The sequence below is a fragment of the Marinibacterium sp. SX1 genome (assembly GCF_050389775.1).
Taxonomy (GTDB): Bacteria; Pseudomonadota; Alphaproteobacteria; order Rhodobacterales; family Rhodobacteraceae; genus Marinibacterium.
This window is the reverse complement of the sequence record NZ_CP177144.1, coordinates 3786324-3810249: the sequence shown is the minus strand read 5'-3', so window position 1 is coordinate 3810249 and position 23926 is coordinate 3786324. Positions and strand designations below refer to the sequence as shown.

Sequence of the window (23926 nt, the reverse complement as noted above, 5' to 3'; positions counted from 1 at the left end):
CGGGCAGGGGCGTCAGCGTCCATGTCCCAACCGCCCGACCGACCCGCCGGACAGGCGGGCGGTCCCGGGACCGAGCAGGAATGGAAACAGGACAGATGGTCAGGATCGCCGCCCTCGCGATGGCCGCGTGGCTTGCCGTGCTTGTCGCCCCGGCGGAAGCTCCGGCACAGGATGTCCCGGCCGGGGCGCAGGCACAAAACATCCCGGCGCGGGCACAGGATTTCTCGGGCCTGGCGCGGGTCGATGCCGGGACCAGCCGGATCGCCGACTTGCCCAAGGGCCGGGTCGACATCCGCCTTGGGCTGAGCCAGGGCGTGCCCTGGCGGCTGTTCACCCTTGATAACCCGCGCCGGCTGGTCATCGACTTCCGCGAGGTCGACTGGACCGGGCTGGACCTCGACGCGCTGGTGCAATCGGCCAAGGTGACCTCGGCCCGGGCGGGCACCTACCGGCCGGGACTGACCCGCCTGGTGCTGGGCCTGGCCGAGCCGATGGAGGTGCGCCAGGCCGGGCTGGCGGTGTCGGAAAGCAGCGGCCGGGGTGAGCTGACCATGCTGTTGCTGCCGACCAGCGCCGAGATCTTCAACGCCGCCGCCGGCGCGCCGCATGACCCGCGGTGGGACCTGCCGCCGGCCGCCGTGCTGACGCCTCCGCGCGAACGCGGGCCGGATGCGCCGATGCGCGTGGTGCTCGACCCGGGCCATGGCGGCATCGACCCGGGCGCCGAACAGGGCGACCTGGCCGAGAAGGACCTGATGCTGACCTTTGCCCGCGAGATCCGCGAAACCCTGCTGCGGGCGGGGGGATTCGAGGTGGTCCTGACCCGCGACGCCGATCATTTCGTGTCGCTCGAACGGCGGGTGGCCATGGCCCACGAGGCGCAGGCCGATGTCTTCATCTCGCTGCATGCCGATTCCCTGGCCGAGGGTCATGCCCATGGCGCCACGGTCTACGTGCTCAGCGAGGATTCGTCGGACAAGGCGTCCGAACTGCTGGCCCAGCGGCACGAGCGCGACGAGATCCTGTCGGGCGTCGACCTCAGCGGGACCGACGACGAGGTGACCGACATCCTGCTGGACCTGGCGCGCCAGGAAACCCGGCCGCGCACGCGGGCGCTGGCCCGGACCATCGTGACCGAAATGACCCAGACCGGCGGGCCGATGAACCGCCGGCCGCTGCGGCTGGCCGGGTTTTCCGTGCTCAAGGCGGCCGATATCCCCTCGGTCCTGGTCGAGATCGGGTTCCTGTCGAGCCCGCGCGACCTGGACAACCTGCAAAACCCGAAGTGGCGCGCCGGCATGGCCGAGGCGATCCGCGCGGCCCTGCAAAGCTGGGCGGTGTCGGATGCGGCGCAGAAATCCCTTGTCCGCCAGTAACGTCCCCCTGGGCCGCCCACGGGCCGACGGGGGCGGGGCAGGCGGCGCTCCGCGTCTCGCAGCGTCGTGCTTTGACCCTGCTTCGGCCGATCCTTATAATGTGCGACTTGAAACCTTTGAGGCAGGCGCGTGATCCGGTTCATCTTCTCTTTCTTCGGCGCGATCTTCAGCTTTGTCACGCTGGGCGTCGCCATGGCCGCGCTGACCGTCGGCGGCGTGCTCTACATGTACGGGCGCGACCTGCCGAGCTATGAATCGCTGGCGCAATACCAGCCGCCGACCATCAGCCGGATCTATTCCGGCGAAGGCCAGCTGATCGACGAATTCGCCCGCGAGCGGCGCCTGTTCACCCCGGCCGAGGACATCCCCGACCTGGTGAAACAGGCGTTCATCTCGGCCGAGGACAAGAATTTCTACATCCACCAGGGCTATGACATGCGCGGCATCGCCGCCGCGGGCGTCGAGGCGATCCAGTCGCGCGGCCAGAACGTGCGCGGGGCGTCGACGATCACCCAGCAGGTGATGAAGAACTTCCTGCTGTCGGGCGACCGCCAGGCCGAGCGCAAGATCAAGGAAATCATCCTGGCTTCGCGGGTGGAACGGGCGCTGTCCAAGGAAGACATCCTGGAACTCTATCTCAACGAGATCTACCTGGGCCAGAATTCCTATGGCGTGGCCGCCGCCGCGCAGACCTATTTCAACAAGACCCTGGCCGAGCTGGCCCCGCACGAGGCGGCCTTCCTGGCCTCGCTGCCCAAGGCGCCGTCGGATTACCACCCGGTGCGCCAGAAGGACCGGCTGCTGGCACGGCGCGATTTCGTGCTGAAGGAAATGTTCGAAAACGGCTACCTGACGGCCGAAATCTATACCAAGGAAGTCAACGCGCCGCTGCAATCGGTGCAGAACGGCGATTTCGAAAGCTTCCGCACGGCGCTGCCGCCGCGGGATTACTTCACCGACGAGATCCGGCGCCAGCTGAGCCTGTCGGAGGATTACATCGGTTCGCGCGACGAAGAGGAATTCTTTACCGGCGGCTACACGGTGCGCGCGACGATCGACGAGGAAATGCAGGTCGAGGCGGCGGAATCGCTGCGCATCGCGCTGGAGCAGTACGACCGGTCGCTGGGCATCTGGAACGGCACCGGCGAGACCATCGCGGCCGACCAGCTGACGACCGAGGCCGATTGGCGCGCGGCGCTGGCGGCGGTGCGGATCGGGCGCGACATCACCCTTGAAAACCAATGGTATCCGGCTGTGGTGCTTGAGATCCGCGGCGGCGACGCGCGGATCGGCATCGAAGGGGTCGACGAGGTCGAAGGCGGCCATTGGGTGCCGGCCAAGGATGCCCAATGGGCGCGCAAGCGGCGGGCGGACGGCACGCTGTCCTCGCGGGCCCAGGGCGCGGGCGACCTGGTCGAGGTCGGCGACGTGGTGCATGTGCGCCGCATGACCAGCGACGACGACGGGTCCTTCATCCGCTGGACCCTGCGCCAGGTGCCGCGCGTGCAGGGCGGTTTCGTGGCGATGGACGTCAACACCGGACGCGTGATCGCCATGCAGGGCGGGTTTTCCTATCAATCCTCGGTTTTCAACCGGGCGACCCAGGCGATGCGCCAGCCGGGGTCGAGCTTCAAGCCGTTTGTCTATGCCGCGGCGCTGGACAGCGGGTACAGCCCGGCGACGATCGTGGTCGACGCCCCGATCGAGATCAACACGCCCCAGGGCCTGTGGCGGCCCAAAAACGCGTCCAACCAGTATTACGGCCCGACGCCCCTGCGCACGGGGATCGAACGGTCGCGGAACCTGATGACCATCCGCCTGGCCCAGGAAGTGGGCATGGGCGTGGTGGCCGATTACGCCGAGCGCTTCGGGGTCTATGACGACATGGGCCGTTACCTGGCCAATGCCCTGGGATCCGAGGAGACCACGCTTTACAAGATGGTGTCGGCCTATGCGATGTTCGCCAATGGGGGCGAGCGGGTCGAACCGACGCTGGTCGACCGGATCCAGGACCGCTATGGCCGCACGGTCTATCGCCATGACCAGCGCGATTGCGTTGATTGCACCGCGCCCTATCTCAACCCCGGCCAGGCGCCGCAGATCGTGTCGAACCGCAGCCGGGTGATGAACGCGATCACGGCCTACCAGCTGACCTCGATGATGCGCGGCGTGGTCGAACGGGGCACGGCCGCCGGCGTGGTCAACCTGCCGGTGCCGACTGCCGGCAAGACCGGCACGACCAACGATGCCCGGGATGTCTGGTTCGTGGGCTTCACGTCGAACATCGCGGCGGGCTGCTACATCGGTTATGACAACCCGCGCCCGATGGGCCGGGGGGCCTATGGCGGGTCGATGTGTGGCCCGGTGTTCCAGCGGTTCATGGAAAAGGCCGTGGCCAAGTACGGCGGCGGGCCCTTCGACGTGCCGCCGGGCGGCCATTTCATCAAGATCCACCGCCTGACCGGCGCGCGGCTGCCCGACGATGCCACCGGCGATTACGTCGTGGCCGAGTATTTCCGCGATGGCGAAGAGCCGATCTTTGGCGTGGCCTATGACGGTGGCTTTGCCATGGGTTCCAACCTGCCGCTGGTCGAGGAAGTCAGCCGCGAGACCGGCCGGACCGTGACCACCTCGACCGGGGGCACGGCCTATGTCGGGCCCAAGGCCAATTTCGGCACGGTGAGTTCGGGCGGCCTGTACTGAGCAGGGCGCGTGCCCGGCGGCCGGATTGGCCGTCGGGGGAACGTTGCAACGTTTGTGGTGTGATGGTGCGCGTTGTCTGTCAGGCGCGGCCCGCCGCGGTGCATGTCACGATGTCGATCGCAGGTTGCATCACGGGCACGATCACGGGCGGGCAGGGACCCGCGCCGGTGCACGTCGCGTCCCGGGCGACACAGGCCGAGACTTTTCCCGCGAAAATCTGCCAGTGTGGGCTCAGGCGGTCAGGCCGTCCTTGACCGGCCACAACCGGGAGTGGATGTAGAACAGGGTCACGCCCGTGGCCAGCAGCGTCGCGCCAAGCGCCAGCCACAGCACCGGCCCCATGCCGGTAAAGCCGGTCAGGAGAGCATAGAGGAACAGGCAGGTCAGCGGCACGTGAAGGCCGACGAAAGTGGCGACCATGACCTTGGTCACGACACGTTTGCGATCCTGTAGACTATCCGACATCCAAACCCTGCCCATGCAAGAGAAACTTCCACCCCATGTATGACACCAAGCTCTCGGACGAACAAGTTGCCGGGCTGATTGTCTCCATGGCGGCGGGGGACCGCGCAGCGCTGGACCGGCTCTACAAGGGCACGTCCTCGCGGGTGTTCAGCGCGCTCATGCGCATCCTGCGCGACCGCAGCGATGCCGAGGATGCGCTGCAGAATGTCTATGTGAAGGCCTGGCGTGGGGCGCCGAAATTCCGCAGGGAGCGCAGTGGCTTGGCCTGGCTGCTGACGATCGCGCGCAACGAGGCGGTCGACCTGTTGCGCGCCCGGCGGCGGCGGGGCGAGGGGGTGGAACTGGTCGACGAGCCGGCCGATCCGGTGGCCCTGACCGAAACCCGTTACATCGTGCGCCAGAAGATCCTGGAATGCCTGCGCAAGCTGTCCAAGGCCCAGGCCGATGCGATCCTGTGCGTCTACCAGCTGGGCTATAGCTATCGCGAGATGGCCGACCGCGCGGGCGTGCCCGAAAACACGATACGCACCCGGCTGCACCGCGGGTTGCGGCTGCTGCGCCAGTGCCTGGACCGCGATGAGGATGATGCAGCCGATGAAATGGGGGCGCAGGGCGATGAGGGCTGAGGCGTCCCGGCTGGGGCTGACAGAGGGTGATCCTGCGGTGGGCGCAGTGTTTGGTTGGCCCATCGGGCGGGGCCAAAGCAGTGGTGGATCGGGCGCTCACGGCGATTACACGCATTTGTCGCAGGGTGAGAGGGAACTTTCGGGCGTCTGGCGTCGTCGGGTTAATGACTTTTTCATGACATGCGCTAAATTATGCGCTGAATACCGGAAAAGTCGCGCCGCAGGATGCCGGCGCCAGGATGACAGCAGCACGGGTGCGACCATGGCGCCCGGCATGGAACAGTTTTGCGGTCGGTCGGCGCGGATGGCGCGCCCCCGGCCAGGACGAAGAGGCAATGGCATGACACGGGGCATCGCCTGTTGGTGGGCATCGCATGATGGTCGGTATCTCATGACGCCGGGCATGGCAGATGGTTTCGCGCCGAGCCTGACGGCGCCCATGACGCCGGCCCGGGCCGCAGACGCGACATCTGTTGCTCCGACCCGCCCGGTGTGCGCCGGGATCGGGGGCACGGCATGACACAGGGCGACATCATCCTGTCGGCCGAACTGGCCATGGGTCTGCTGGACGGCCCCGACGCGGCCCGGGCCGAAGAACGCCTGGCCGGGGATTCGGCCTTTGCCCGCATGGTGGCCGATTGGGAAGACGACCTTGTGGCCGCCTTTGCCAGCCTCGAAGATCACCGCGCCCCGCCCGAGGTTCTGGACCGGGTCCGCGCCCGGCTCTTCGGTGTCGCCGATCAATCCGCGCCGGCGGGCTTTGTCCTGCCCTGGGGGCGGATCCTGGGCAGCATCCTGGCCGCCAAGGCCATGGTTGTGGCCGGTGTGCTGGGCTGGAACGCCTGGTGGACCAGTCATGTGCAACTGGCCACGCCCTTTGGTCCGGCGGTGCTGGACTGGCACCAGGGCCAGGACCGCGTGCGCCTGCGCCATGACAGCCCGGCCGAGTTGCACCTCTGGGTTGATCAGGGCGCGGGGCAGGGGCTGGTGTATCTTGGCCGCGAAGGCGATTGGATCACGTCCAGCGATGCACGGCAGCTGGTTGCGGGCACTGTGCTTCTGATCGGCCCCGGCCGCCCGGCGCAACCGGACGAACAGGCCATCCGCCTTGTGCTGGGCGAGGGCGGCTGAACCGGCCGCCTGGCGCAAACTGACGATCAGGCCATTCCTGGGAGGGTAGCAGCTGACGCGACCGCCCAGCGTAACCGAAGGGTAAAGAAATCCGCTTGCTGAAAGGCGAGGGGGCGGTTGAGCAAGCCGCCCGCCGCAAGCGGATAACCGGCCAATTTCCGGGTGAACGGTGCTGAGCCGGACTCTTCGGGCCGACATGCCTACATCGGGCGCTGGCCTTTGGCGCTCGGCGATTGTCCCGGATGTCATCTGATATTGTCGGTCGGTCAGGGGCCCCCGAGGGGAGCCCCTGCACGCCGGCGCAGGGATGCAGGGATTTGGCGTGCAGGGACCAGGACCGCTGCAGCGGCCCGGGGGATGATCTCGGGTTGGAAACACAACCCTGAGACCAAACCGGTGTCAGCCGGGGGGCAAGAGCCCCGAGGCCGGAATGAATTGTCCGCACCGGAAGAACCGGCGACCGGGGCGGACCTTGGGGGTGCCGGACCGTCCGGCGGGCTGCGCTCGGGAGAAAGCGCCTGTCCCGTCGTGGCGCCGCGCCGATGTGGCGCGCGCCCTGCTGGCCCGGCGAGCAGGTTGACCATGCCGTGTTCCGATCTCGGCCCATGGTGCCCCGAGTGAGAGGGCGCCCGGGCCCACCGCCACCCCGACCCGTCGGGCCGCCGCTGCCGTGACCCAACCATGGTTGGCAAGCGCGGCCCCGGGCGCGAGGCTCTGTCTGGAGGCGGTGTCGGTGACGGCCATGCCGGTCTTCAACCTTCCTGTTCCCCTGGATTTCCTTTGTATCATGAGGTTCACGACAGGCGGGCGCCAAAAGTTCCCTCGCCGCAGAAAATTTTTTCGAATTTTCTGGTCCCACCCGCGGACAAACCCGGGTTCCCCAGCCGGATCAACGGCTTGCCCCTGACCGGGTGCCCGCGAAAAGATCCCGACCGCCGGTATGGGCCCGCCTGCCGCACCCGCTTGCCCGGTCGCGGGTCATGAGATATCAGGCATGTCTGAGCATGAGGACCTGAAGCGATGCGCGCCGAGACCCAGAATATCGTAGCCGAGATCGAGAAATCTCTGGACCTGCTGGCCCAGCGGATGGACTACGAGACCGCGCCGCACCGGCTGGAGGAGTTCAACGCCCGGGTCGAGGACCCGGATCTGTGGAACGACCCCGAAAAGGCGCAGAAGCTGATGCGCGACCGCCAGATGCTGGTGGATGCGATGGGCGTGCATGACGGCATCCGCAGCGAGCTGACCGACAATGTCGAGTTGATCGAACTGGGCGAGATGGAAGACGATGCCGAGGTCGTTGCCGAGGCCGAGGACGCGCTGAAGGCGCTTGCCGAAAAGGCCGCCCAGAAAGAGCTGGAAGCGCTGCTGGACGGCGAGGCCGATGCCAATGACACGTTCCTCGAGATCAACGCCGGCGCCGGCGGCACCGAGGCTTGCGACTGGGCCCAGATGCTGCAGCGGATGTATGTCCGCTGGGCCGAAAAGCGCGGCTACAAGGTGGAATTGCAATCCGAGGAAGCCGGCGCCGAGGCGGGGATCAAGTCCTGTGCCTACAAGATTTCCGGCCACAACGCCTATGGCTGGCTGAAATCGGAAAGCGGCGTGCACCGGCTGGTGCGGATCTCGCCCTTTGGCAAGGGCACGCGCGAAACTTCCTTTGCCTCGGTCTGGGTCTACCCGGTGGTCGACGACAATATCGAGATCGAGGTCAACCCGGCCGACATCCGCATCGATACCTTCCGGTCATCCGGCGCCGGCGGCCAGCACGTCAACACCACCGACTCGGCCGTGCGGATCACCCACCATCCGACGGGCATCGTCGTGACCAGCTCCGAGAAATCCCAGCACCAGAACCGCGACATTGCCATGAAGGCCCTGAAATCGCGGCTCTACCAGCTTGAGCTGGACCGCCGCAACGCGGCCATCAACGAGGCCCATGAAAACAAGGGCTCGGCCGGTTGGGGCAACCAGATCCGATCCTACGTGCTGCAGCCTTACCAGATGGTGAAGGATCTGCGGACCGAGCATGAAACCTCGGACACCAAGGGTGTGCTGGACGGCGACCTCGATGCCTTCATGGCCGCCACCCTGGCCATGGATGTCGCCGGCAAGAGCCGCGCCGAAGCCAAGGCCGAGTGATCGCGCGGGGGCCGGCCCCGCGCCGCCCTGCTGCTTCTTTCTCTTCAAAAGTATCCCCACACGCCCTTGCCGCCAGCGCGCGGCCGGGGGGAAGGGCGCTTGGCCATGGACTGTTGCGCCACATCCGCTAGACCTGAGGGGCAAAGTTTCGAAAGGCCCCCAGATGCAGACGACCTTCCGCTCCGCCACCGACCTGGTCCGCGACATGCGTGCCGGCAGCCTCACGGCCGAGGCCCTGATGGAGGCCACGCTCGACCGCATCGACGCGGTCAACGGCCAGGTCAACGCCATCGTCTCGATGGCCGGCCGCCAGGATCTGATCGACCAGGCCCGTGCCGCCGATCGCGCGGGGCTGACCGGCCCGCTGGCCGGATTGCCCATTGCGATCAAGGATCTGGCCAATGCCGCCGGCTTCGAGACCTCGCAGGGCTCGCCGGTCTTCGCCGGCCAGATCGCGGCGAAGGACGACATCATGACCGCCCGCATCCGCCAGGCCGGGGCGATTGTCATCGGCAAGACAAACGTGCCGGAATTCGGCCTGGGCAGCCATACGTTCAACCCGGTGCACGGGGCGACGCGCAACCCCTATGATCCCGCGCGCTCCTGTGGCGGGTCCTCGGGCGGGGCGGCGGTGGCCCTGGCCACGGGCATGCTGGCCATCGCCGACGGGTCCGACATGATGGGCAGCCTGCGCAACCCGGCGGCCTGGAACAATGTCTATGGCTTCCGCCCGTCCTGGGGCCGGGTGCCTTCCGAAGCGATCGGCGACAACTTCCTGCACCAGCTGTCGACCCTGGGCCCGATGGCCCGCAGCCCGGGCGACGTGGCGCTGTTGCTCGATGCCATCTCGGGCCCCGATCCGCGCCAGCCCCATGGTATGGCCGTGTCTCCCACCGCCCCGCTGGATGCCGCCGCGCTCAAGGGCCGGCGCATCGGCTGGCTGGGCGATTGGGGCGGGGCGCTGGACTATGAACCGGGCATCCTGGATCTTTGCCGCCGGGCGCTGGACCAGATGGCCGATGCCGGGGCCATCGTCGAGGACCTGGCCCCGCCCTTTGCCCTGGACCGCATCTGGGACAGCTGGATCACCCTGCGGTCGTGGTCGGTGGCCGGGGGGCTGGCGCCGCTGGCCGGGCGGCGCGCCGATCTCAAGGACAGCGCGATCTGGGAGCTGGACCGCGGCCTGGCCCTGAGCGCGATGGAGGTGCATCGGGCCAGCGTCATCCGCTCTGATTGGTTCACCCGGGCGGCGGCACTGTTCGACAGCTATGACGCGGTGATCCTGCCATCGGCCCAGGTCTGGCCGTTCCCCGTCGACGAGCCCTTCAAGGCGCGGATCAACGACCGCGAGATGGACACCTATCACCGCTGGATGGAGGTTGTCGTGCCGGCCAGCCTGCTGGGCCTGCCCGCCCTGTCGGTGCCCGTGGGCTTTGGCGCCGAGGGCCTGCCGATGGGCATGCAGATCATTGGACGGCGCGGGGCGGATGCGGATATCCTGGCCCTGGGCGCCGCCTGGCACGAGATGACCGACTGGCCCGGCCGGCGCCCCGCCCTGGGCTAGGGAGGACCGGATGGGGGAGGAGATGATGGCGGAGAACCGGGCAGCCGGCGCACCGGAGTTCCGGACGGTCAGCCCGGCCATCCTGGCCCAGGCCCTGCGCCTGGGCTGGCAGGATCTGCGCCGGGCACCGGTGTTTGGCCTGGTCTTCGCGGCGCTCTACATCGCCATCGGCTGGGCCATGGCTTGGGTCACAACGGCCACGGGCACCAGCTATTGGTTGATCCTCGCGGCCATCGGATTCCCCCTTGTCGGCCCGTTCGCGGCGATCGGGCTTTACGAGGTCTCGCGCCGGATCGAGGCCGGCGAGCCGCTGTGCTGGCCGCCGGTTCTGGGCGTGATCCGGGGCGAGGCGGGGCGGCAATTGCCCTGGCTCTGCGCTCTGATCGTCGTGGTCTTCCTGTTCTGGTTCTTCCTCGGCCACATGATCTTTGCCCTGTTCCTGGGCCTGGCGCCGATGACCAACGTGTCCTCGTCCTATGAGGTCTTCCTGACGCCGCAGGGCCTGCAGATGCTGGGCTTTGGCACGCTGGTCGGGGCGGGGTTTGCCGTGCTGCTCTTTGCCATGTCGGTGCTGTCGCTGCCGATGATGCTGGACCGCGAGGTCGATTTCATCACCGCCATGCTGGCCAGCATCGGCTATGTCGCCGCCCATCCGCTGGTCATGCTGGGCTGGGGCGGGGTGATCGCCGGGCTGACCTTCCTGGCCCTGCTGCCCTGGTTCCTGGGGCTTCTGGTGGTCCTGCCGCTGCTGGGCCATGCCTCGTGGCATCTCTATGATCTGCTGGCGGAGTAGGGCGGGCCGGCTCTTCCGTCTCTGGCGAGCCGGTCTCGCAAGGGACCGGAGAGCGCGGCCCGGGCCGGTTCAACGGAACTCGGCGTCGGGCTGCAACAGGCGCAGGTGGAAGGGCAGGACCTTGTCCTGGTCGATATAGCCCGTGGCCCGGGCCGCCGCCAGAACCGCCCCGGTATTCGCCTCGATATGTTCATAGACCATGCGCACGGCCCGCCGCCCGGTGACGCTTTCGCGCACCGTCCGCGTCACGTAACCCACCCAGAAATTGTTCTCGAAGGACGCGATCCGCGACAGGTAGTTGAACGAACAGGTCATCGCATGGCGCCGTGACATGACCGAGGCGATGCCGTCTTCCTGCCGGGTGACGAACCCCCGGAACTCGCGGCTGCGCTGGTCGACGGGAATGCCCTGGTGGCGCAGCGCGTCCTTGGCCTCGTAGCCGCGCACATAGGTCGCCCGGTCCTGCCGGTAGACATAGACCAGCCCGATAACAAACTGCGCGTCATTGACGAATGACCGCCGGGTGAAGCGATAGAACCCGCTGGGGAATTCGTCTTCGGGCACGTCCAGCGCCCCGGCGCCGACGAAACTGCCCAGCTCGTGGCCGGTCAGGATGTCGTTGGGCTGGCGCAGGGCATCGACCGGTTCCAGCAGAATCCGCGCATCCAGGTCGAAGAAGGCGCAGATCCGCGCCAGGATGTCGGGCCGCGGAAAGCTCTCTCCGGACAAGTACCGGTTGAATTGGGTCCGGTTAATACCCAACCTGCGGGAGAGTTCCGCAATCGATGGATAATCCTGTGACAGCAAGCGCAGATTTGCGCCGAACATGTTCCGCAGCTCCGACGGCGTCGGCGTGTCTGATGGCATCTTCTCTCCCACCCGGTTGCGATCCCTGCTTCGCAGGCGGTCTTTTGACCGCTGCTGTGGCTGAACTCACAAAAGAAGACGCGAAGTCGCGTCGGTACTGGTGCTGTTGCGCGTCATGAAATTACCAAAGGCGACACAAAATGCAATCGCATTAGCCAGAGATGGCGGTTCATGAAATTCGGAAACTCTTGCATGATAAAGTCCAGTTAAATGGGGCGCTCAGGATGTTTGGCGTAGTACTTTGGAGCGACCAGAAGGACAGCAAGGCGGTGATCTGGTGCGAGGATCACGGTGACCTGGCCTTCTGCAACGAGTCGGTCGATGACCGCGGCACGTTGCTGGACACCGGAGACCTGATCCAGTTCGACGTGCTGCACGACCACGACATGCGGCTGGCCCGCAATCTGCGGAAAGTATCCGAAGGGGCCTACCGGGGACTGGCCGATACCTTGCGGACACTGCCCGCCGAAGGGCCGGTCCCGGTCCCCGCCGCGCAGGGCGGCGGGGCCGATATCATCCCGCTCGACCGGCACCGATGTCACGTCGGCTGCGATTGCGGGGCCGATTACCTGCAGGGACGGGCGATCGTCTGACCCCGGGACGGGGCTTGCCAACCATTGAACGACCGTGACCCGGGTCAACGGGCACGACGGCCATGCCGCGCCGGGCGGTAAGGCACTTACCCCGGCACATCACTCACGAAGCATGTTGCAAAGGAAATCCGGCCGGCGCCTGGGATGAGCGCCGGCCGGTTTCACGGTGTTACAGGGTCCGCCCGGGGGCGGACCTGAGGAAGGCGCCGACGCTCTGGGCCACCATCAGGGGCGGCCAATGGGCATCGAGCGCGATCCGGACCAGGCGGTAGGACCATCCGGCCAGCAACAGGGCGGTTAGAAAGATCGACAAAAGCATACGCTTGCCTCCTCTGCCACTCTGCATCCCTGCGGCAAAGCTAGGGCCAGGACGGCGCAGGGCAAAGCATGGATGGGGCGGACCGGCAAAAGACAGCATTTTACCGCCCATCGCGTTTCCGTTCCCGCCACGGCCGGCTTTGGTTCCGGCGATTGTCCATCATCGGGCCTCTCGCCGGCGCCGGCCCGGATCGCCCGTGGGGCAGGGGGCGCCGCCCGTCTGCCGATCAATCGCCCGTGAACGGGGCGATTCCCCCCATCGGCCAGAGTGATCCGCCATGCCGGCGGATTTGACGCAATTTGTGTCACATTTTGCGTCACGGGGTGGAAACCATCGAGATATTGCGCCCTTGCCCTCGTGCTTCCGTATGGGCAAACTGGCCTGCAAAGGCCTTTTCCAGTTGAAAGCGGGCCGGCAAAGCCCCACCTTCAGCATCCATGACAGGAGATGGCCGAGGGTTGCCTCAACGGGACCAGTGCCGTCTTGCCAATGATAAGGACAGAGCATGAAAGAGCCCATCAACGCTTCCTATCCGGTCCTTCCGCTGCGCGACATCGTGGTCTTTCCCCACATGATCGTGCCGCTCTTTGTCGGCCGCGAGAAATCCGTGCGTGCCCTCGAAGAGGTGATGGCCGATGACAAGCAGATCCTGCTGTCCAGCCAGATCGACCCGTCCATCGACGAGCCGACGCATGATGGCATCTACCGGGCCGGTGTGCTGGCCAACGTGCTGCAACTGCTGAAACTGCCCGATGGCACCGTCAAGGTGCTGGTCGAAGGGCAGGCGCGGGTGCGCATCACCGATTTCCTCGAAAATGACGATTACTTCGAGGCCAAGGCCGAGTACCTGACCGAGATGCCGGGCGATCCCGCCGCCACGGCCGCGCTGCTGCGCACCGTGGGTGACGAGTTCGAACGTTATGCCAAGGTGCGCAAGAACATCCCCGAAGAGGCGCTGGCCGCCGTCGGTGACACGACCGAACCCGCCCGCCTGGCCGACCTGGTGGCCGGACACCTGGGCATCGAGGTCGACCAGAAGCAGGACCTGCTGGAAACGCTGTCCGTCTCGGAGCGGCTGGAAAAGGTCTATGGCCTGATGCAGGGCGAATTGTCGGTCCTGCAGGTCGAGAAAAAGATCAAGACCCGCGTCAAGTCGCAGATGGAGAAGACCCAGCGCGAATATTACCTGAATGAGCAGATGAAGGCCATTCAGAAAGAGCTGGGCGACGGCGAGGACGGTTCGAATGAAGTCGCTGAACTGGAAGCGAAAATCGCCGAAACCAAGCTGTCGAAAGAGGCGCGCGAAAAGGCCGATGCCGAGCTGAAGAAGCTCAAGAACATGTCGCCCATGTCGGCCGAGGCGACGGTCGTGCGCAACTATCTCGACTGGATGCTGTCGATCCCCTGGGGCACCAAGAGCCGGGTCAAGAAGGACCTTGGCCGGGCCGAGGCGATCCTGGACACCGATCATTACGGGCTGGAAAAGGTCAAGGAACGCATTGTCGAATACCTGGCCGTGCAGCAACGCTCGAAGAAGCTGAAGGGGCCGATCCTGTGCCTTGTCGGCCCTCCGGGCGTGGGCAAGACCTCGCTGGGCAAGTCGGTCGCCAAGGCCACCGGGCGCGAATTCATCCGTATCTCGCTGGGCGGGGTGCGTGACGAATCCGAGATCCGCGGTCACCGGCGGACCTATATCGGCTCGATGCCCGGCAAGATCATCCAGGCGCTGAAAAAGGCCAAGACGACCAACCCGCTGATCCTGCTCGACGAAATCGACAAGATGGGCCAGGATTTCCGGGGCGACCCGGCCTCGGCCATGCTCGAGGTGCTCGATCCCGAACAGAACGGCACCTTCGTCGACCATTACCTCGAGGTCGAATATGACCTCAGCGACGTGATGTTCCTGACCACGGCGAACTCCTACAACATGCCCGGACCGCTGCTGGACCGGATGGAGATCATTCCGCTGGCTGGCTACACCGAGGACGAGAAGCGCGAGATCGCCAAGACCCATCTGACGCCCAAGCAAATCAAGAACCATGGCCTGAAGGCCAAGGAATTCGAGATGACGGATGACGCGCTGACGGGGATCATCCGCACCTATACCCGCGAGGCGGGTGTGCGGAACCTGGAACGCGAAATCGCCAAGGTGGCGCGGAAGTCGCTGACCAAGATCATCAAGAAGGAAGCCGAGGCCGTGAAGGTCACGGATGAAAATCTCGATGACTTCCTGGGCGTGCCCAAGTTCCGGTTCGGCCTGGCCGAGAAGGAAGACCAGGTCGGTGTGGTCACCGGGCTGGCCTATACGTCGGTCGGCGGCGAGCTGTTGTCCATCGAGGCGCTGCGCCTGCCGGGCAAGGGCCGGATGAAGACGACGGGCAAGCTTGGCGACGTGATGAAGGAATCGATCGACGCGGCGTCGAGCTATGTCCGGTCGATTTCGCCGCAGCTGGGCATCAAGCCGCCGCAATTCGAACGCTGGGACATCCACGTTCACGTCCCCGAGGGCGCCACGCCCAAGGACGGTCCGTCGGCGGGTCTGGCCATGGTGACCTCGATCGTGTCGGTGCTGACGCAGATCCCCGTGCGCAAAGACATCGCCATGACCGGCGAGGTGACCCTGCGGGGCAATGCGCTGGCGATTGGCGGGCTCAAGGAGAAACTGCTCGCGGCCCTGCGTGGGGGCATCAAGACGGTGCTGATCCCGCAGGAGAACGAGAAGGACCTGCCCGAGATCCCGGACAACGTGAAACAGGGGCTGGATATCATTCCGGTCAGCCACGTGTCCGAGGTTCTGGAACATGCGCTGGTGCGCAAGCCCGAGCCGGTAGAATGGGACGAAGCGGCCGAGGAAGCCGCGGCTGCTGCCGCTGCCTCAAAGGCCGGTGGTGATGCGTCGTCATCGGCCACTGCACATTAAGCCGGATCTCTTTCCGCAGCGTAAAAGGCGCCCTTTGGGGCGCCTTTTTTTCTGGGCACGGGACACGAAGGGTGCCCGGAAAAGCGGGCTTTTTCCGTGCTGAACTGGTCAGCCCGGGGGGTGAATGCTAGGTTTTCCCTGAGCAACGAAGCAACCAAGCGGAGTTTTTCATGTCTTCCACCCTGCCGGGCCACTTTTCCGACGACCACCGTACGCATGATCCCTCGGGCGATCGGACCGACCCCGCGCCCGATGACGCTGTGGACACGGACGCGAACGAAGGTCCGGTCGGCGGGGCCGAAGGCGCGCGCGAAGCGGTTGAGCCTGACAATGCGGAAGAAGCGGTTGCGCCCGACGGCGTGGTTGTTCCGGGCTTTGCCGATGATAACCCCGGCGCCGACGCAACCGAAGGTACGCCTGACCCGGTTGTCCTGCACAGCACTCAGCCCGACGTCACCGCACCGGAACTGAAGCGAAACGAATTGTATGACCGGGTTGCCGAGCGCAGCGGGACCAAGCGCCGCGATGTGAAACCGGTGGTCAACGCCCTGCTCGCCGTGCTGGGAGAGACCCTGGCCGAGGGCAGGGGGATGAACCTGGAGCCCATGGGCAAACTGCGGATCAACCGCATCCAGGACAAGGCAAAAGGCCGAACGGTTGTCTGCAAGGTGCGCCAACAAGGTGACGCGACGGAGGGTGGCAACGACCCCCTTGCAGAGCCCGGCGAGACAGGCTAGAAGCCGGCCTCACGGGTGATTAGCTCAGTGGTAGAGCGCTTCGTTCACATCGAAGATGTCAGGAGTTCAAATCTCTTATCACCCACCACTCATTCTCTGAAATTGTCTCGGCCGTGCTTTCTTCTGTCGTCACATTTTGCGGCCAATGACGTTGGGCTGGCGGCGAAGACGGTTTCCTCTGGGGTGATGACAGAGTCGAAAACTTCAGTCAGCTCTGATTAATTCGCGCCGAGCGACCAAGGCAAAAACCGGAAGCGAGATTTACCCCGCTCAACACCTTGTCGCCATCTGGGGGGGGCGCCTTTCGCACGTCTCGGAGCAGCGCAGAGTTCGTTGGTCGGGTACCTGGATGCCCCATAAATACCTGTGAATGCCGCCCTATGTTGTAGTGATGCGTTTTGGAGACAGTGGCGGTATCTCAAGCGACTCCGAGGTCTCTGGAGAAACCAATAGCCTTAGGCGCGAAGAAGTGTGGGCTCCGGACCAAAGGTTGGTCTGACCGCGCCGTGTCTTGCACTCGGTCGTTTCAAAATGTTAGGAGCGTCGCACTCTGGTTTGCTTGCGTTTTCGCGGCCGTGTGGAGTAAATGGACGGCGGTAGCTCAGTGGTAGAGCATCTCGTTTACACCGAGTGGGTCGGGGGTTCGAATCCCTCCCGCCGTACCATGAACAGGCGCGTTTCGTTTTCCCGAATGGGCAAGGTGCGGCTATGCCATCAGGCAACATGCACGCCTTAAAACCCCTCGAAGCCTGATGCCGCTTGCCTCGATGTCTTGTGCTCACGATCCTCGAATGCGGTATCTTCCATTGCGGTTGGACTGTCGAGCTCCGCTTCGAACCCGCGCATAGCATCCGCGGCCCAATTGCCCGTGGAGGCAGGGAGCGACGCATCGTCTAGGGCAATGATGGGGTCCGGCGTCGGTGGCGAATGGACTAGCAAGTCTTGTTGAGGCACCGCGGATTCGGATCCCTCAATTCCGTCACGCATTCTGAACTTTCGCAAGATGGCCACCAACTGTTCCGACGTGGTGGACAGGGAACTGGCTGCAGCATTCGTTTGTTCGGCCATGGCTGCGTTCTGTTGCGTCACTGCGTCCAATTGGTTCACGCCACCCGAAATCTCGTTCAGACCCGATGCCTGCTCTCGGGCAGCGTCGGCGATGTCGGACATCAGGTCCTGCATTTCCTGAGTGCGCGACAGGATGTCGTCGAGCCGTTCGCCTGTCATGACCACGAGCCGGCTGCCCTCCTCAACCTGAGAGCTGCTCTCGGCGATGAGAGACTTGATCTCGCGTGCAGATTCCGATGCGCGCTGCGCCAATGCGCGGACCTCGGAAGCAACAACGGCAAAGCCTTTGCCGGCTTCTCCTGCACGGGCGGCTTCCACGCCCGCATTCAGGGCCAGAAGGTTGGTCTGAAACGCGATGTCGTCGATGACGCCAATGATCCGGCTGACGCTTTCGCTGGACTGTTCGATTTGGCGCATTGCACCGATCGCATCGCGCATGACCTGGGCACCGCTCTCGGCCTGTTGGCGCGTGTTTCGTCCAGAGCTCTCCGCTTGTTCCGCCCGGTCTGATGTGCGCCGCACGCTTTCCGACAATTGGTTCAGTGCAGCTGCAGATTCTTCCAAAGTCGCCGCCTGAGTTTCAGCCCGTGAGGCAAGGTCACCGGCCGCCTGGTCAATCTCACTGGCGCCGCTGCGTACGTTCCCGGCCGCATCCAAAACGTCGTTCATAGCCCCACCAAGATGCAATAGTGCCTCGTTGTAGCTTGTCCGCAGATCATCGTATTCAGCGGGGAAGGGATCGTGGCTGGGGCTCTCGATAGCCCGACTCAAATCGCCGGACGCCATGCGCTTCAGGCCGTCGCCCAGATCCGTCACTACCCTTGCCTGTACGTCGGCTTGTTTTCGCGCCAGTCCAGCCGTTGCTTCCTGTTCTTTCATCCGGTGATCATGTGTGGCTTCGTGCTTTTGGAGAGCGTCACTGAAGGAAGCGACATTGCGCGCAATGGCGCCCAAGGCATCCGGCATTTGGGTGTGCGGGACATCGGTGCCAAAATTGTCATTGGCGATCCGTTGAATGGCGTCATTCACGTCTTCGATTGGACGCAGGAGGGCAGGCAGTGAGGTGAAGAGTATGATTGCCACGCCCGCCGTCAGAAGCAGGGCGGCCGCGACACCGAGAGCGATCTTGTACGCGATGCCTTGGCGTGAGGCCGACATGGGCAAGGCGGTTTCGATGGCGCCGATTACGTCGCCGGAGGTCGATAGAATTGGAATCAGCAGGGTGTTGTAGATTTCGTTGTCGGTCTTCGCCTGGGAGTGGATCGCTGTGCCGTCTGCCTCAAGCAGAGCGGCACGTTCGGCAAGGTCAAAAGGAGAGGATGTGATGACCGTCTGCTGATCTCGATCAAATGCAGTGTATCGCAGGAACTGCGAAGTTTCGGCGTCCGGTAGGATGAGGGAAATGTGGCCGGAATTCTGACTGGGGAAGCCTTCGACAAGCGACGCTTGAGGTGCAGGTGATGCTTCATCCCAAACAAGTGACGCAAGATGTCCCTGAGCATCGAAACGCCGCTCGACGGGCACTCCGGCAATTCCGGCACCAAGCCGCGCGCCGACCAAGTTCGATAGCAACATTTGATTGGCGGTCCGCTGGTCCTTCAGAGCGATGGCCATGTTGACGGTGAGAACAGCGGCCAAGGCGAATAGGGACAGGGTGCTCGTGCACAGAACAAAAGCGAGTAGTCTTGTTCGGATCGTCAAGGAGCGAAACATGGCGGTCTCCTCATAGGAAATGCGTCGATTGCGGACGTCGCGGTTCTCGACACGAAACAACGGAACGCGCTTTGATGTCGCGATGCCGGATGCGAGTTGGATGAATGACGGGCCAATTCAGAACAGATCGACCTCTCCAGACTTGACGGCCGGAGCCTTGCGCGTTGGGCTCCGGGTTGCCGTATCAGCAGCCAGGGCGTCGATGGGTTCGATCACGACCTGCCCGGTCGCAGGCTTGTAGCGGACTTTTCGGCCGCGAATGCCGCCAAGATCTTCGCCCACCAACCGAAAACCCTCGTCACGTATGAACTGGCGGGCGAATGCACAGTTCGAGTCGCCGATCTTGGTCAACCCTTGTACGATATTCGCGCCACCGAAGAGCTGTGCTTCCAACCGGTCTCGCACCGCGCCCCGGCGAAGCAGAGCATTGACCAATTGTTCCATGGAATGCGCGCCGTATTTCACGTTGTTGGTCGAGTTCGGATCATTGCCGGGCAGAAGGAAATGATTCATCCCGCCGATGCCCAGAACCGGGTCCCGCATGCAGGCCGCGACACAAGAGCCCAGTAGAGTCGAAAGGACCTGGTTGGGCTTTTCCGCAAGTCTGAATTGGCCTTGGATCACATGGACGAGTTCTTCACGTGGCGGGATGGTCATGTGACACGTCCTTTCTCCGGCAGACCGGCTGCTTCGATAAGCGCTGGGCCGATGCGGTTGAGTGGGAGTTGTTGGATCACTGCGCCGATGTCCTGGGCCACACGCGGCATGCCGTAAACGACACATGTGTCGCGATCCTGCGCGATGGTGTGGCCACCTGCATTGCGAATACGAAGCAGGCCTTTTGCGCCGTCTTGACCCATACCGGTCAAGAGAGCAGCAACAACCCTGTCCCCGAGTCTTTCAACCGAATTGAACAATGCGTCCACGGACGGTCGATGGCCCGATTGTGATGGCGCAGGGTCGAGCTGACAGCTCAACCCGGTCGTTGACAAGGTGAGATGTGCCGGCAACCCGGGAGCAACATAGACATGTCCGGGCTCGATCCGGGCTCCGTCGCTTGCTTCGACGACCTTCGCGGCGCACAGCCGGTCGAGCCTTCGGGCAAATCCACTTACGAAGTCGTGGCCGATATGCTGAACTACGAGTGTTGGCGGGCAATCCGCAGGAAAGTGGGACAACACGGCTGTCAGAGCTTCGACCCCGCCGGTGGACGCGCCGATCACGGCCAGCCGTGAATTGGCTGTGTTGCGCTTTCCAACCTGTTGAAATCCAAAGCGCGCCGATCTTGCGGCGAGATCGTCGAGCATCGCTTCGATGCGCGAGGAATCGGGGAGTTCGAATGTCTGGCCAAGTGTTCTAAAACGCGCCGTGTCCGCATTGGTCGTGCACATGATGACACTTGTGCTGTCCAACGCATCGAGGAGAGCATTGTACATCGGGAAACCGCGGTTGGAGACCAGCTCCGCCGCAATTGCGACGACTGCCGGTTTACGGCTCTCAGTGAGATTGTAGGCGTCCGCGAAGGTCTTGCAATGTGCCATCAGGGTGAAGCGAGGATCACGTGCCACGGCCTTGATCAGGCGGCGTGACCGGATGGCGGACGGATCGATGAGCAGGAGGGTCGCGGTCATTGGCGCAGCCAGACTCATGTCTTGTCTCCTCTCCGTTCGGCCCGGCAAATCGCTGCCGTTCCCGTTCGATAAGCGGCAAAGGTTAAGGAAGCCTCAGTTTCTTCCAGGTTCCCGCTTGCAGGGCGCTTAAACTTTTTGGGGTTTGGCGCGCGGCTTCTCTTGGGGATTAACCTTCGCTTCAGCGCTTCCGGGTAGCGATAGGGGCATCACGGGATTCGAGAGTGATCTGACGATCGAGGTCGAGCCCATCCACGGGACCGGACGCAGGAGCTTTCATGACATCGTACAGCTTGAGGCTGAGGGATTGCGCGCAAGGCGGAACGGCATGCGGGCCTTGCCGCTGGCGGAACCGTTGGCCGGCCGTGCAAGACACAGGCAAGGTTCTGATCCCGTCTATCGAGGGTGCGGCACTGCCGGCCTGCCGAGTTCACAGGACAAGGGGACAGGGGAAATGAGCGGGACTTTGACGCTCGGGCAACGCCTCGACAGCACCGCGGCCAGTAGCCTGACAACGGATCTGATTGCCGCCATGGGATCGCCCATGACGTTGGATGCAAGTGGCGTGACTTTCTGTGGGACCCTTGTGATGCAGACGCTGTTGGCAGCCCGCCAGCAATGGCAGCAGGACGGCCAGGACTTTGCTGTGGCTGCACCGAGTGCCGAGATGTTGGAGGCCTGCCGTTTGCTTGGCGTTACACCGGATCAGATCGGCATCACCTCTGAGGATATGGGAGAGCCCACATGAGTTTGCGCGTCCTAGCGGTCGACGATTCCCGCACCATGCGGAACCTCCTCGACGCCGCCCTGACCCGGGCCGGTTTCCAGGTCGATTTGGCCGAGGATGGGGAAGACGGCCTGCGTCACTACGAGAGTTTCGGACCAGATGTCGTGATCACCGACGTCAACATGCCGCGGTTGGACGGGCTCGGGTTCATCGAAGCACTGCGCCGTCTGCATGTCGACCGCCTGGTCCCCATTCTTGTTCTGACCACTGAAAGCGCGCCTGAGTTGAAGGCACGGGCCCGTGCCGCCGGGGCAACAGGGTGGATTGTGAAACCGTTCGACGAGGAAAAGCTCATCTGGGCGATCGAACGCGTGGCTATCTCTGGAGGCAACGGATGAAAGGCGGAAGCGCAGACGATTTTCGCGATTCATTTTTCGAGGAATGCGAAGAGCTTCTCGAAGCCATGCATGATGGCTTTGACCAGATTGCCAACGAAACACATGATTCCGAGACCATCCACGCGGTGTTTCGTGCGGTCCATTCGATTAAGGGGGGCGCCGGAGCCTTCGGCCTGGATGACTTGGTGGCCTTTGCCCACCATTTTGAAACAGCTCTGGAGAAGGTTCGGTCCGGCGAGATCGAGGCCGATTATCAGGTGCTTGAGCTGTTCAAGCATTGTGGTGACCATCTGTCGGACCTGGTCAGTGCCGCAAGGGATGATGACGAAGTCTCCAAGGAAACCAGCGATGCGCTGGGCGAGAAGCTGAACGAAGTCATTGGGCACGACCCTTCGGAAGAGGAAGAACTGCCCGAGTTCGAACCGCAGACCTTGGACCTGGGCATGCTCGACCTCAGCGCGCCTCCATTGCCGGCCGGGTTTGAGGTACATTTCAAGCCTCATTCTGCACTGTTCGCGTCGGGCAATGAGCCCTTGCTGCTGTTTCGTTCGCTCGAGAAGTTGGGGGCGCTTGACGTCACCTGTGACCTTGCCGAGCTGCCGGCTCTGGAGAGCCTTGATCCGACGGGTTGCGTCCTGAGCTGGGTCCTGCGGATCGAAACCGACACAGATGAAGTGAGCCTCGAAGAGGTCTTCGAGTTCGTCGAGGATTGTTGCGATATCTCCATTCACCCGATCGAGGCGGAAGAAGGGGCCGAACCGTACAGCCTGCCGGCTCTCGAAGAAGAGGACGCCGCGCCTTTTCCTCCGCCCCCGACCGCACCGTCTGAAGATTCTGAACCTTCAGACGAGCTGTCGGGGGCGGACAATTCAAGCGCGGACACCCAGCCGCCGCCAGAGAAAGACCTCAAGGATATTCCAAAGCCAGCCAAGCCCCCAAAGGAGAAGTCCCGGGGCGGTGCTGCGACCATCCGCGTCGATCTTGAAAGGGTCGACAAGCTCATCAATCTCGTCGGAGAGCTCGTGATCAAGGAGGCCATGCTGTCGCAATCGATTGCTTGCTTGGAGCTGCCTTCTGAGAACGAAGTCTCAACTGGACTGGAAAGCCTCAAGCAGCTGGCGGGGGAAATCCAGGAAGGTGTAATGGCTATCCGGGCCCAGCCGGTGAAGCCGATGTTCCAACGCATGGCGCGGATCGTTCGCGAAGCTGCTTCGGCCACCGGCAAGCGGGTGCACTTCGTGACGCGCGGCGAATACACAGAAGTCGACAAGACAGTCATTGAAAGGCTTGTCGATCCATTGACGCACATGATCCGCAATGCTGTGGATCACGGGCTCGAAGACACCGACAAACGTGTTGCCGCGGGAAAACCGGCCGAAGGAACGGTCATCTTGTCTGCCGCCCATCGTTCAGGGCGTGTTGTCATTGATGTTTCAGATGATGGGGGCGGGATCAATCGGCCTCGTGTGCTTGAAATCGCACAGGAGAAAGGGTTGGTCCCCGAGGACGCAGACCTGCCGCCCAATGAAATCGATAACCTGCTCTTCATGCCTGGCTTCTCGTCCAAGCAAGAGGTGTCGGAATTGTCCGGGCGGGGTGTCGGCCTGGATGTCGCACGCTCTGAGATCCAGGCGTTGGGGGGGCGCGTTGCAATCCAATCGGCGACCGGAGAAGGGACGACATTTGCAATTTCCCTGCCGCTGACCCTTGCTGTGATGGAAGGCATGGTCATCGACGTCGCAGGCCAGACGATGGTGGTCCCGATCACCGCAATTCAGGAAACCTTGCAACCTCGTACCGTCGCCATCCATCGGATCGGAGCGCAGGGGCGTGTTTTGAAGAACCGGGATTCCCTTGTTCCAATCGTCGATCTCGGAGCGTGTTTCGAGTTCCGCGATGAGCCGGAAGACCTGTCCGACCACGTGCTACTGCTTATCGAGACAGAGAATGACAGGCGCTGCGCCCTTATTGTCGACAACATCCAGGACCAGCGCCAGGTCGTGATCAAGAGCCTCGAGACGAACTACCGACGGATCGACGGCGTGGCGGCGGCCACAATCCTTGGCGATGGCCGGATCGCGCTGATCATCGACCCTGACAGCATCGTTCGGGACGCCTCGATCCCGGCCGATCCTTCCTTTCAACAATTGAGGTGA

At 63.8% G+C, this 23926-nt stretch carries 19 protein-coding genes and 2 tRNA genes; 15 read left to right on the top strand and 6 right to left on the bottom strand.

Annotation, left to right across the window (positions count from 1 at the left end):
* Positions 1-80: 80 nt before the first annotated feature.
* Together ACK3BB_RS17175 and ACK3BB_RS17170 are read left to right on the top strand one after the other, a co-directional pair.
* Positions 81-1376 (top strand): N-acetylmuramoyl-L-alanine amidase, encoded by a 1296-nt coding sequence (locus ACK3BB_RS17175; protein ID WP_428925862.1) that lies wholly within the window; start codon positions 81-83, stop codon positions 1374-1376.
* Between the two features lie 129 nt (positions 1377-1505).
* Positions 1506-4079, top strand: coding sequence for a penicillin-binding protein 1A (locus tag ACK3BB_RS17170; protein ID WP_428925861.1), 2574 nt, complete (start codon positions 1506-1508; stop codon positions 4077-4079).
* Between the two features lie 231 nt (positions 4080-4310).
* Here the strand turns inward: ACK3BB_RS17170 and ACK3BB_RS17165 are convergent, their stop codons facing one another.
* A complete protein-coding gene (locus tag ACK3BB_RS17165) occupies positions 4311-4544 on the bottom strand; it encodes a hypothetical protein (protein ID WP_428925860.1) in 234 nt (77 codons plus the stop codon).
* Between the two features lie 35 nt (positions 4545-4579).
* Between ACK3BB_RS17165 and ACK3BB_RS17160 the strand changes: the two genes are divergently transcribed.
* From ACK3BB_RS17160 to ACK3BB_RS17140, 5 genes are all read left to right on the top strand, one after another.
* Positions 4580-5170: a sigma-70 family RNA polymerase sigma factor gene (locus tag ACK3BB_RS17160; protein ID WP_428925859.1), complete on the top strand. Its 591-nt coding sequence runs from the start codon at positions 4580-4582 to the stop codon at positions 5168-5170.
* Positions 5171-5686: 516 nt separating this feature from the next.
* A complete protein-coding gene (locus tag ACK3BB_RS17155) occupies positions 5687-6301 on the top strand; it encodes a hypothetical protein (protein ID WP_428925858.1) in 615 nt (204 codons plus the stop codon).
* A gap of 1020 nt (positions 6302-7321) precedes the next feature.
* Positions 7322-8443: a peptide chain release factor 2 gene (prfB, locus tag ACK3BB_RS17150; RefSeq protein WP_428925857.1), complete on the top strand. Its 1122-nt coding sequence runs from the start codon at positions 7322-7324 to the stop codon at positions 8441-8443.
* Positions 8444-8606: 163 nt separating this feature from the next.
* Positions 8607-10007: an amidase gene (locus ACK3BB_RS17145; RefSeq protein WP_428925856.1), complete on the top strand. Its 1401-nt coding sequence runs from the start codon at positions 8607-8609 to the stop codon at positions 10005-10007.
* Between the two features lie 10 nt (positions 10008-10017).
* Positions 10018-10800: a DUF2189 domain-containing protein gene (locus tag ACK3BB_RS17140; RefSeq protein WP_428925855.1), complete on the top strand. Its 783-nt coding sequence runs from the start codon at positions 10018-10020 to the stop codon at positions 10798-10800.
* Positions 10801-10869: 69 nt separating this feature from the next.
* Here the strand turns inward: ACK3BB_RS17140 and ACK3BB_RS17135 are convergent, their stop codons facing one another.
* Positions 10870-11628 carry a helix-turn-helix domain-containing protein gene (locus ACK3BB_RS17135; protein WP_428925854.1) on the bottom strand — a complete coding sequence of 253 codons (759 nt, stop codon included), beginning with the start codon at positions 11626-11628 and terminating at the stop codon, positions 10870-10872.
* 263 nt (positions 11629-11891) lie between these two features.
* Here ACK3BB_RS17135 and ACK3BB_RS17130 point away from each other — a divergent pair, with 263 nt between their 5' ends.
* Positions 11892-12260, top strand: coding sequence for a hypothetical protein (locus ACK3BB_RS17130; protein WP_428925853.1), 369 nt, complete (start codon positions 11892-11894; stop codon positions 12258-12260).
* Positions 12261-12429: 169 nt separating this feature from the next.
* Here the strand turns inward: ACK3BB_RS17130 and ACK3BB_RS17125 are convergent, their stop codons facing one another.
* Positions 12430-12579: a hypothetical protein gene (locus tag ACK3BB_RS17125; RefSeq protein WP_428925852.1), complete on the bottom strand. Its 150-nt coding sequence runs from the start codon at positions 12577-12579 to the stop codon at positions 12430-12432.
* A gap of 505 nt (positions 12580-13084) precedes the next feature.
* On the opposite strand from ACK3BB_RS17125, the gene lon reads away from it, so the two are divergent.
* From lon to ACK3BB_RS17105, 4 genes are all read left to right on the top strand, one after another.
* Complete coding sequence (gene lon, locus ACK3BB_RS17120) at positions 13085-15499, top strand: endopeptidase La (protein WP_428925851.1); 2415 nt, start codon at positions 13085-13087, stop codon at positions 15497-15499.
* A gap of 170 nt (positions 15500-15669) precedes the next feature.
* Entirely contained in the window at positions 15670-16236 is a 567-nt protein-coding gene (locus ACK3BB_RS17115; RefSeq protein ID WP_428925850.1) for an HU family DNA-binding protein, read from the top strand.
* 13 nt (positions 16237-16249) lie between these two features.
* Positions 16250-16324 (top strand) — tRNA-Val (locus ACK3BB_RS17110).
* Positions 16325-16826: 502 nt separating this feature from the next.
* Positions 16827-16901: transfer RNA gene (locus tag ACK3BB_RS17105), tRNA-Val, on the top strand.
* A gap of 67 nt (positions 16902-16968) precedes the next feature.
* Here ACK3BB_RS17105 and ACK3BB_RS17100 read toward each other — a convergent pair.
* The 3 genes from ACK3BB_RS17100 to ACK3BB_RS17090 all read right to left on the bottom strand — a co-directional run bounded on the left by ACK3BB_RS17100 (position 16969) and on the right by ACK3BB_RS17090 (position 20666).
* Positions 16969-19017 (bottom strand): methyl-accepting chemotaxis protein, encoded by a 2049-nt coding sequence (locus tag ACK3BB_RS17100; protein ID WP_428925849.1) that lies wholly within the window; start codon positions 19015-19017, stop codon positions 16969-16971.
* A gap of 117 nt (positions 19018-19134) precedes the next feature.
* A complete protein-coding gene (locus ACK3BB_RS17095) occupies positions 19135-19674 on the bottom strand; it encodes a chemotaxis protein CheD (protein ID WP_428925848.1) in 540 nt (179 codons plus the stop codon).
* A complete protein-coding gene (locus tag ACK3BB_RS17090) occupies positions 19671-20666 on the bottom strand; it encodes a CheB methylesterase domain-containing protein (protein WP_428925847.1) in 996 nt (331 codons plus the stop codon). The genes ACK3BB_RS17095 and ACK3BB_RS17090 overlap by 4 nt, the downstream gene beginning before the upstream one ends.
* 433 nt (positions 20667-21099) lie before the next feature.
* Here ACK3BB_RS17090 and ACK3BB_RS17085 point away from each other — a divergent pair, with 433 nt between their 5' ends.
* Genes ACK3BB_RS17085 through ACK3BB_RS17075 form a run of 3 tightly spaced genes read left to right on the top strand, consistent with a single transcriptional unit; the run spans position 21100 to position 23926 of the window.
* Positions 21100-21393, top strand: coding sequence for an STAS domain-containing protein (locus tag ACK3BB_RS17085; RefSeq protein ID WP_428925846.1), 294 nt, complete (start codon positions 21100-21102; stop codon positions 21391-21393).
* Positions 21390-21770, top strand: coding sequence for a response regulator (locus ACK3BB_RS17080; RefSeq protein WP_428925845.1), 381 nt, complete (start codon positions 21390-21392; stop codon positions 21768-21770). Before ACK3BB_RS17085 ends, ACK3BB_RS17080 begins: the two co-directional genes overlap by 4 nt.
* Positions 21767-23926, top strand: a complete 2160-nt coding sequence (locus ACK3BB_RS17075; protein WP_428925844.1) for a chemotaxis protein CheA — start codon at positions 21767-21769, stop codon at positions 23924-23926. The genes ACK3BB_RS17080 and ACK3BB_RS17075 overlap by 4 nt, the downstream gene beginning before the upstream one ends.

Coding starts and splice junctions, on each gene's coding strand:
- ACK3BB_RS17175 (WP_428925862.1), top strand. CDS start 81: ATGGAAACAGGACAGATGGTCAGGATCGCCGCCCTCGCGATGGCCGCG.
- ACK3BB_RS17165 (WP_428925860.1), bottom strand. CDS start 4,544: ATGTCGGATAGTCTACAGGATCGCAAACGTGTCGTGACCAAGGTCATG.
- ACK3BB_RS17160 (WP_428925859.1), top strand. CDS start 4,580: ATGTATGACACCAAGCTCTCGGACGAACAAGTTGCCGGGCTGATTGTC.
- ACK3BB_RS17155 (WP_428925858.1), top strand. CDS start 5,687: ATGACACAGGGCGACATCATCCTGTCGGCCGAACTGGCCATGGGTCTG.
- prfB (WP_428925857.1), top strand. CDS start 7,322: ATGCGCGCCGAGACCCAGAATATCGTAGCCGAGATCGAGAAATCTCTG.
- ACK3BB_RS17145 (WP_428925856.1), top strand. CDS start 8,607: ATGCAGACGACCTTCCGCTCCGCCACCGACCTGGTCCGCGACATGCGT.
- ACK3BB_RS17140 (WP_428925855.1), top strand. CDS start 10,018: ATGGGGGAGGAGATGATGGCGGAGAACCGGGCAGCCGGCGCACCGGAG.
- ACK3BB_RS17135 (WP_428925854.1), bottom strand. CDS start 11,628: ATGTTCGGCGCAAATCTGCGCTTGCTGTCACAGGATTATCCATCGATT.
- ACK3BB_RS17130 (WP_428925853.1), top strand. CDS start 11,892: ATGTTTGGCGTAGTACTTTGGAGCGACCAGAAGGACAGCAAGGCGGTG.
- ACK3BB_RS17125 (WP_428925852.1), bottom strand. CDS start 12,579: ATGCTTTTGTCGATCTTTCTAACCGCCCTGTTGCTGGCCGGATGGTCC.
- lon (WP_428925851.1), top strand. CDS start 13,085: ATGAAAGAGCCCATCAACGCTTCCTATCCGGTCCTTCCGCTGCGCGAC.
- ACK3BB_RS17115 (WP_428925850.1), top strand. CDS start 15,670: ATGTCTTCCACCCTGCCGGGCCACTTTTCCGACGACCACCGTACGCAT.
- ACK3BB_RS17100 (WP_428925849.1), bottom strand. CDS start 19,017: ATGTTTCGCTCCTTGACGATCCGAACAAGACTACTCGCTTTTGTTCTG.
- ACK3BB_RS17095 (WP_428925848.1), bottom strand. CDS start 19,674: ATGACCATCCCGCCACGTGAAGAACTCGTCCATGTGATCCAAGGCCAA.
- ACK3BB_RS17090 (WP_428925847.1), bottom strand. CDS start 20,666: ATGAGTCTGGCTGCGCCAATGACCGCGACCCTCCTGCTCATCGATCCG.
- ACK3BB_RS17085 (WP_428925846.1), top strand. CDS start 21,100: ATGAGCGGGACTTTGACGCTCGGGCAACGCCTCGACAGCACCGCGGCC.
- ACK3BB_RS17080 (WP_428925845.1), top strand. CDS start 21,390: ATGAGTTTGCGCGTCCTAGCGGTCGACGATTCCCGCACCATGCGGAAC.
- ACK3BB_RS17075 (WP_428925844.1), top strand. CDS start 21,767: ATGAAAGGCGGAAGCGCAGACGATTTTCGCGATTCATTTTTCGAGGAA.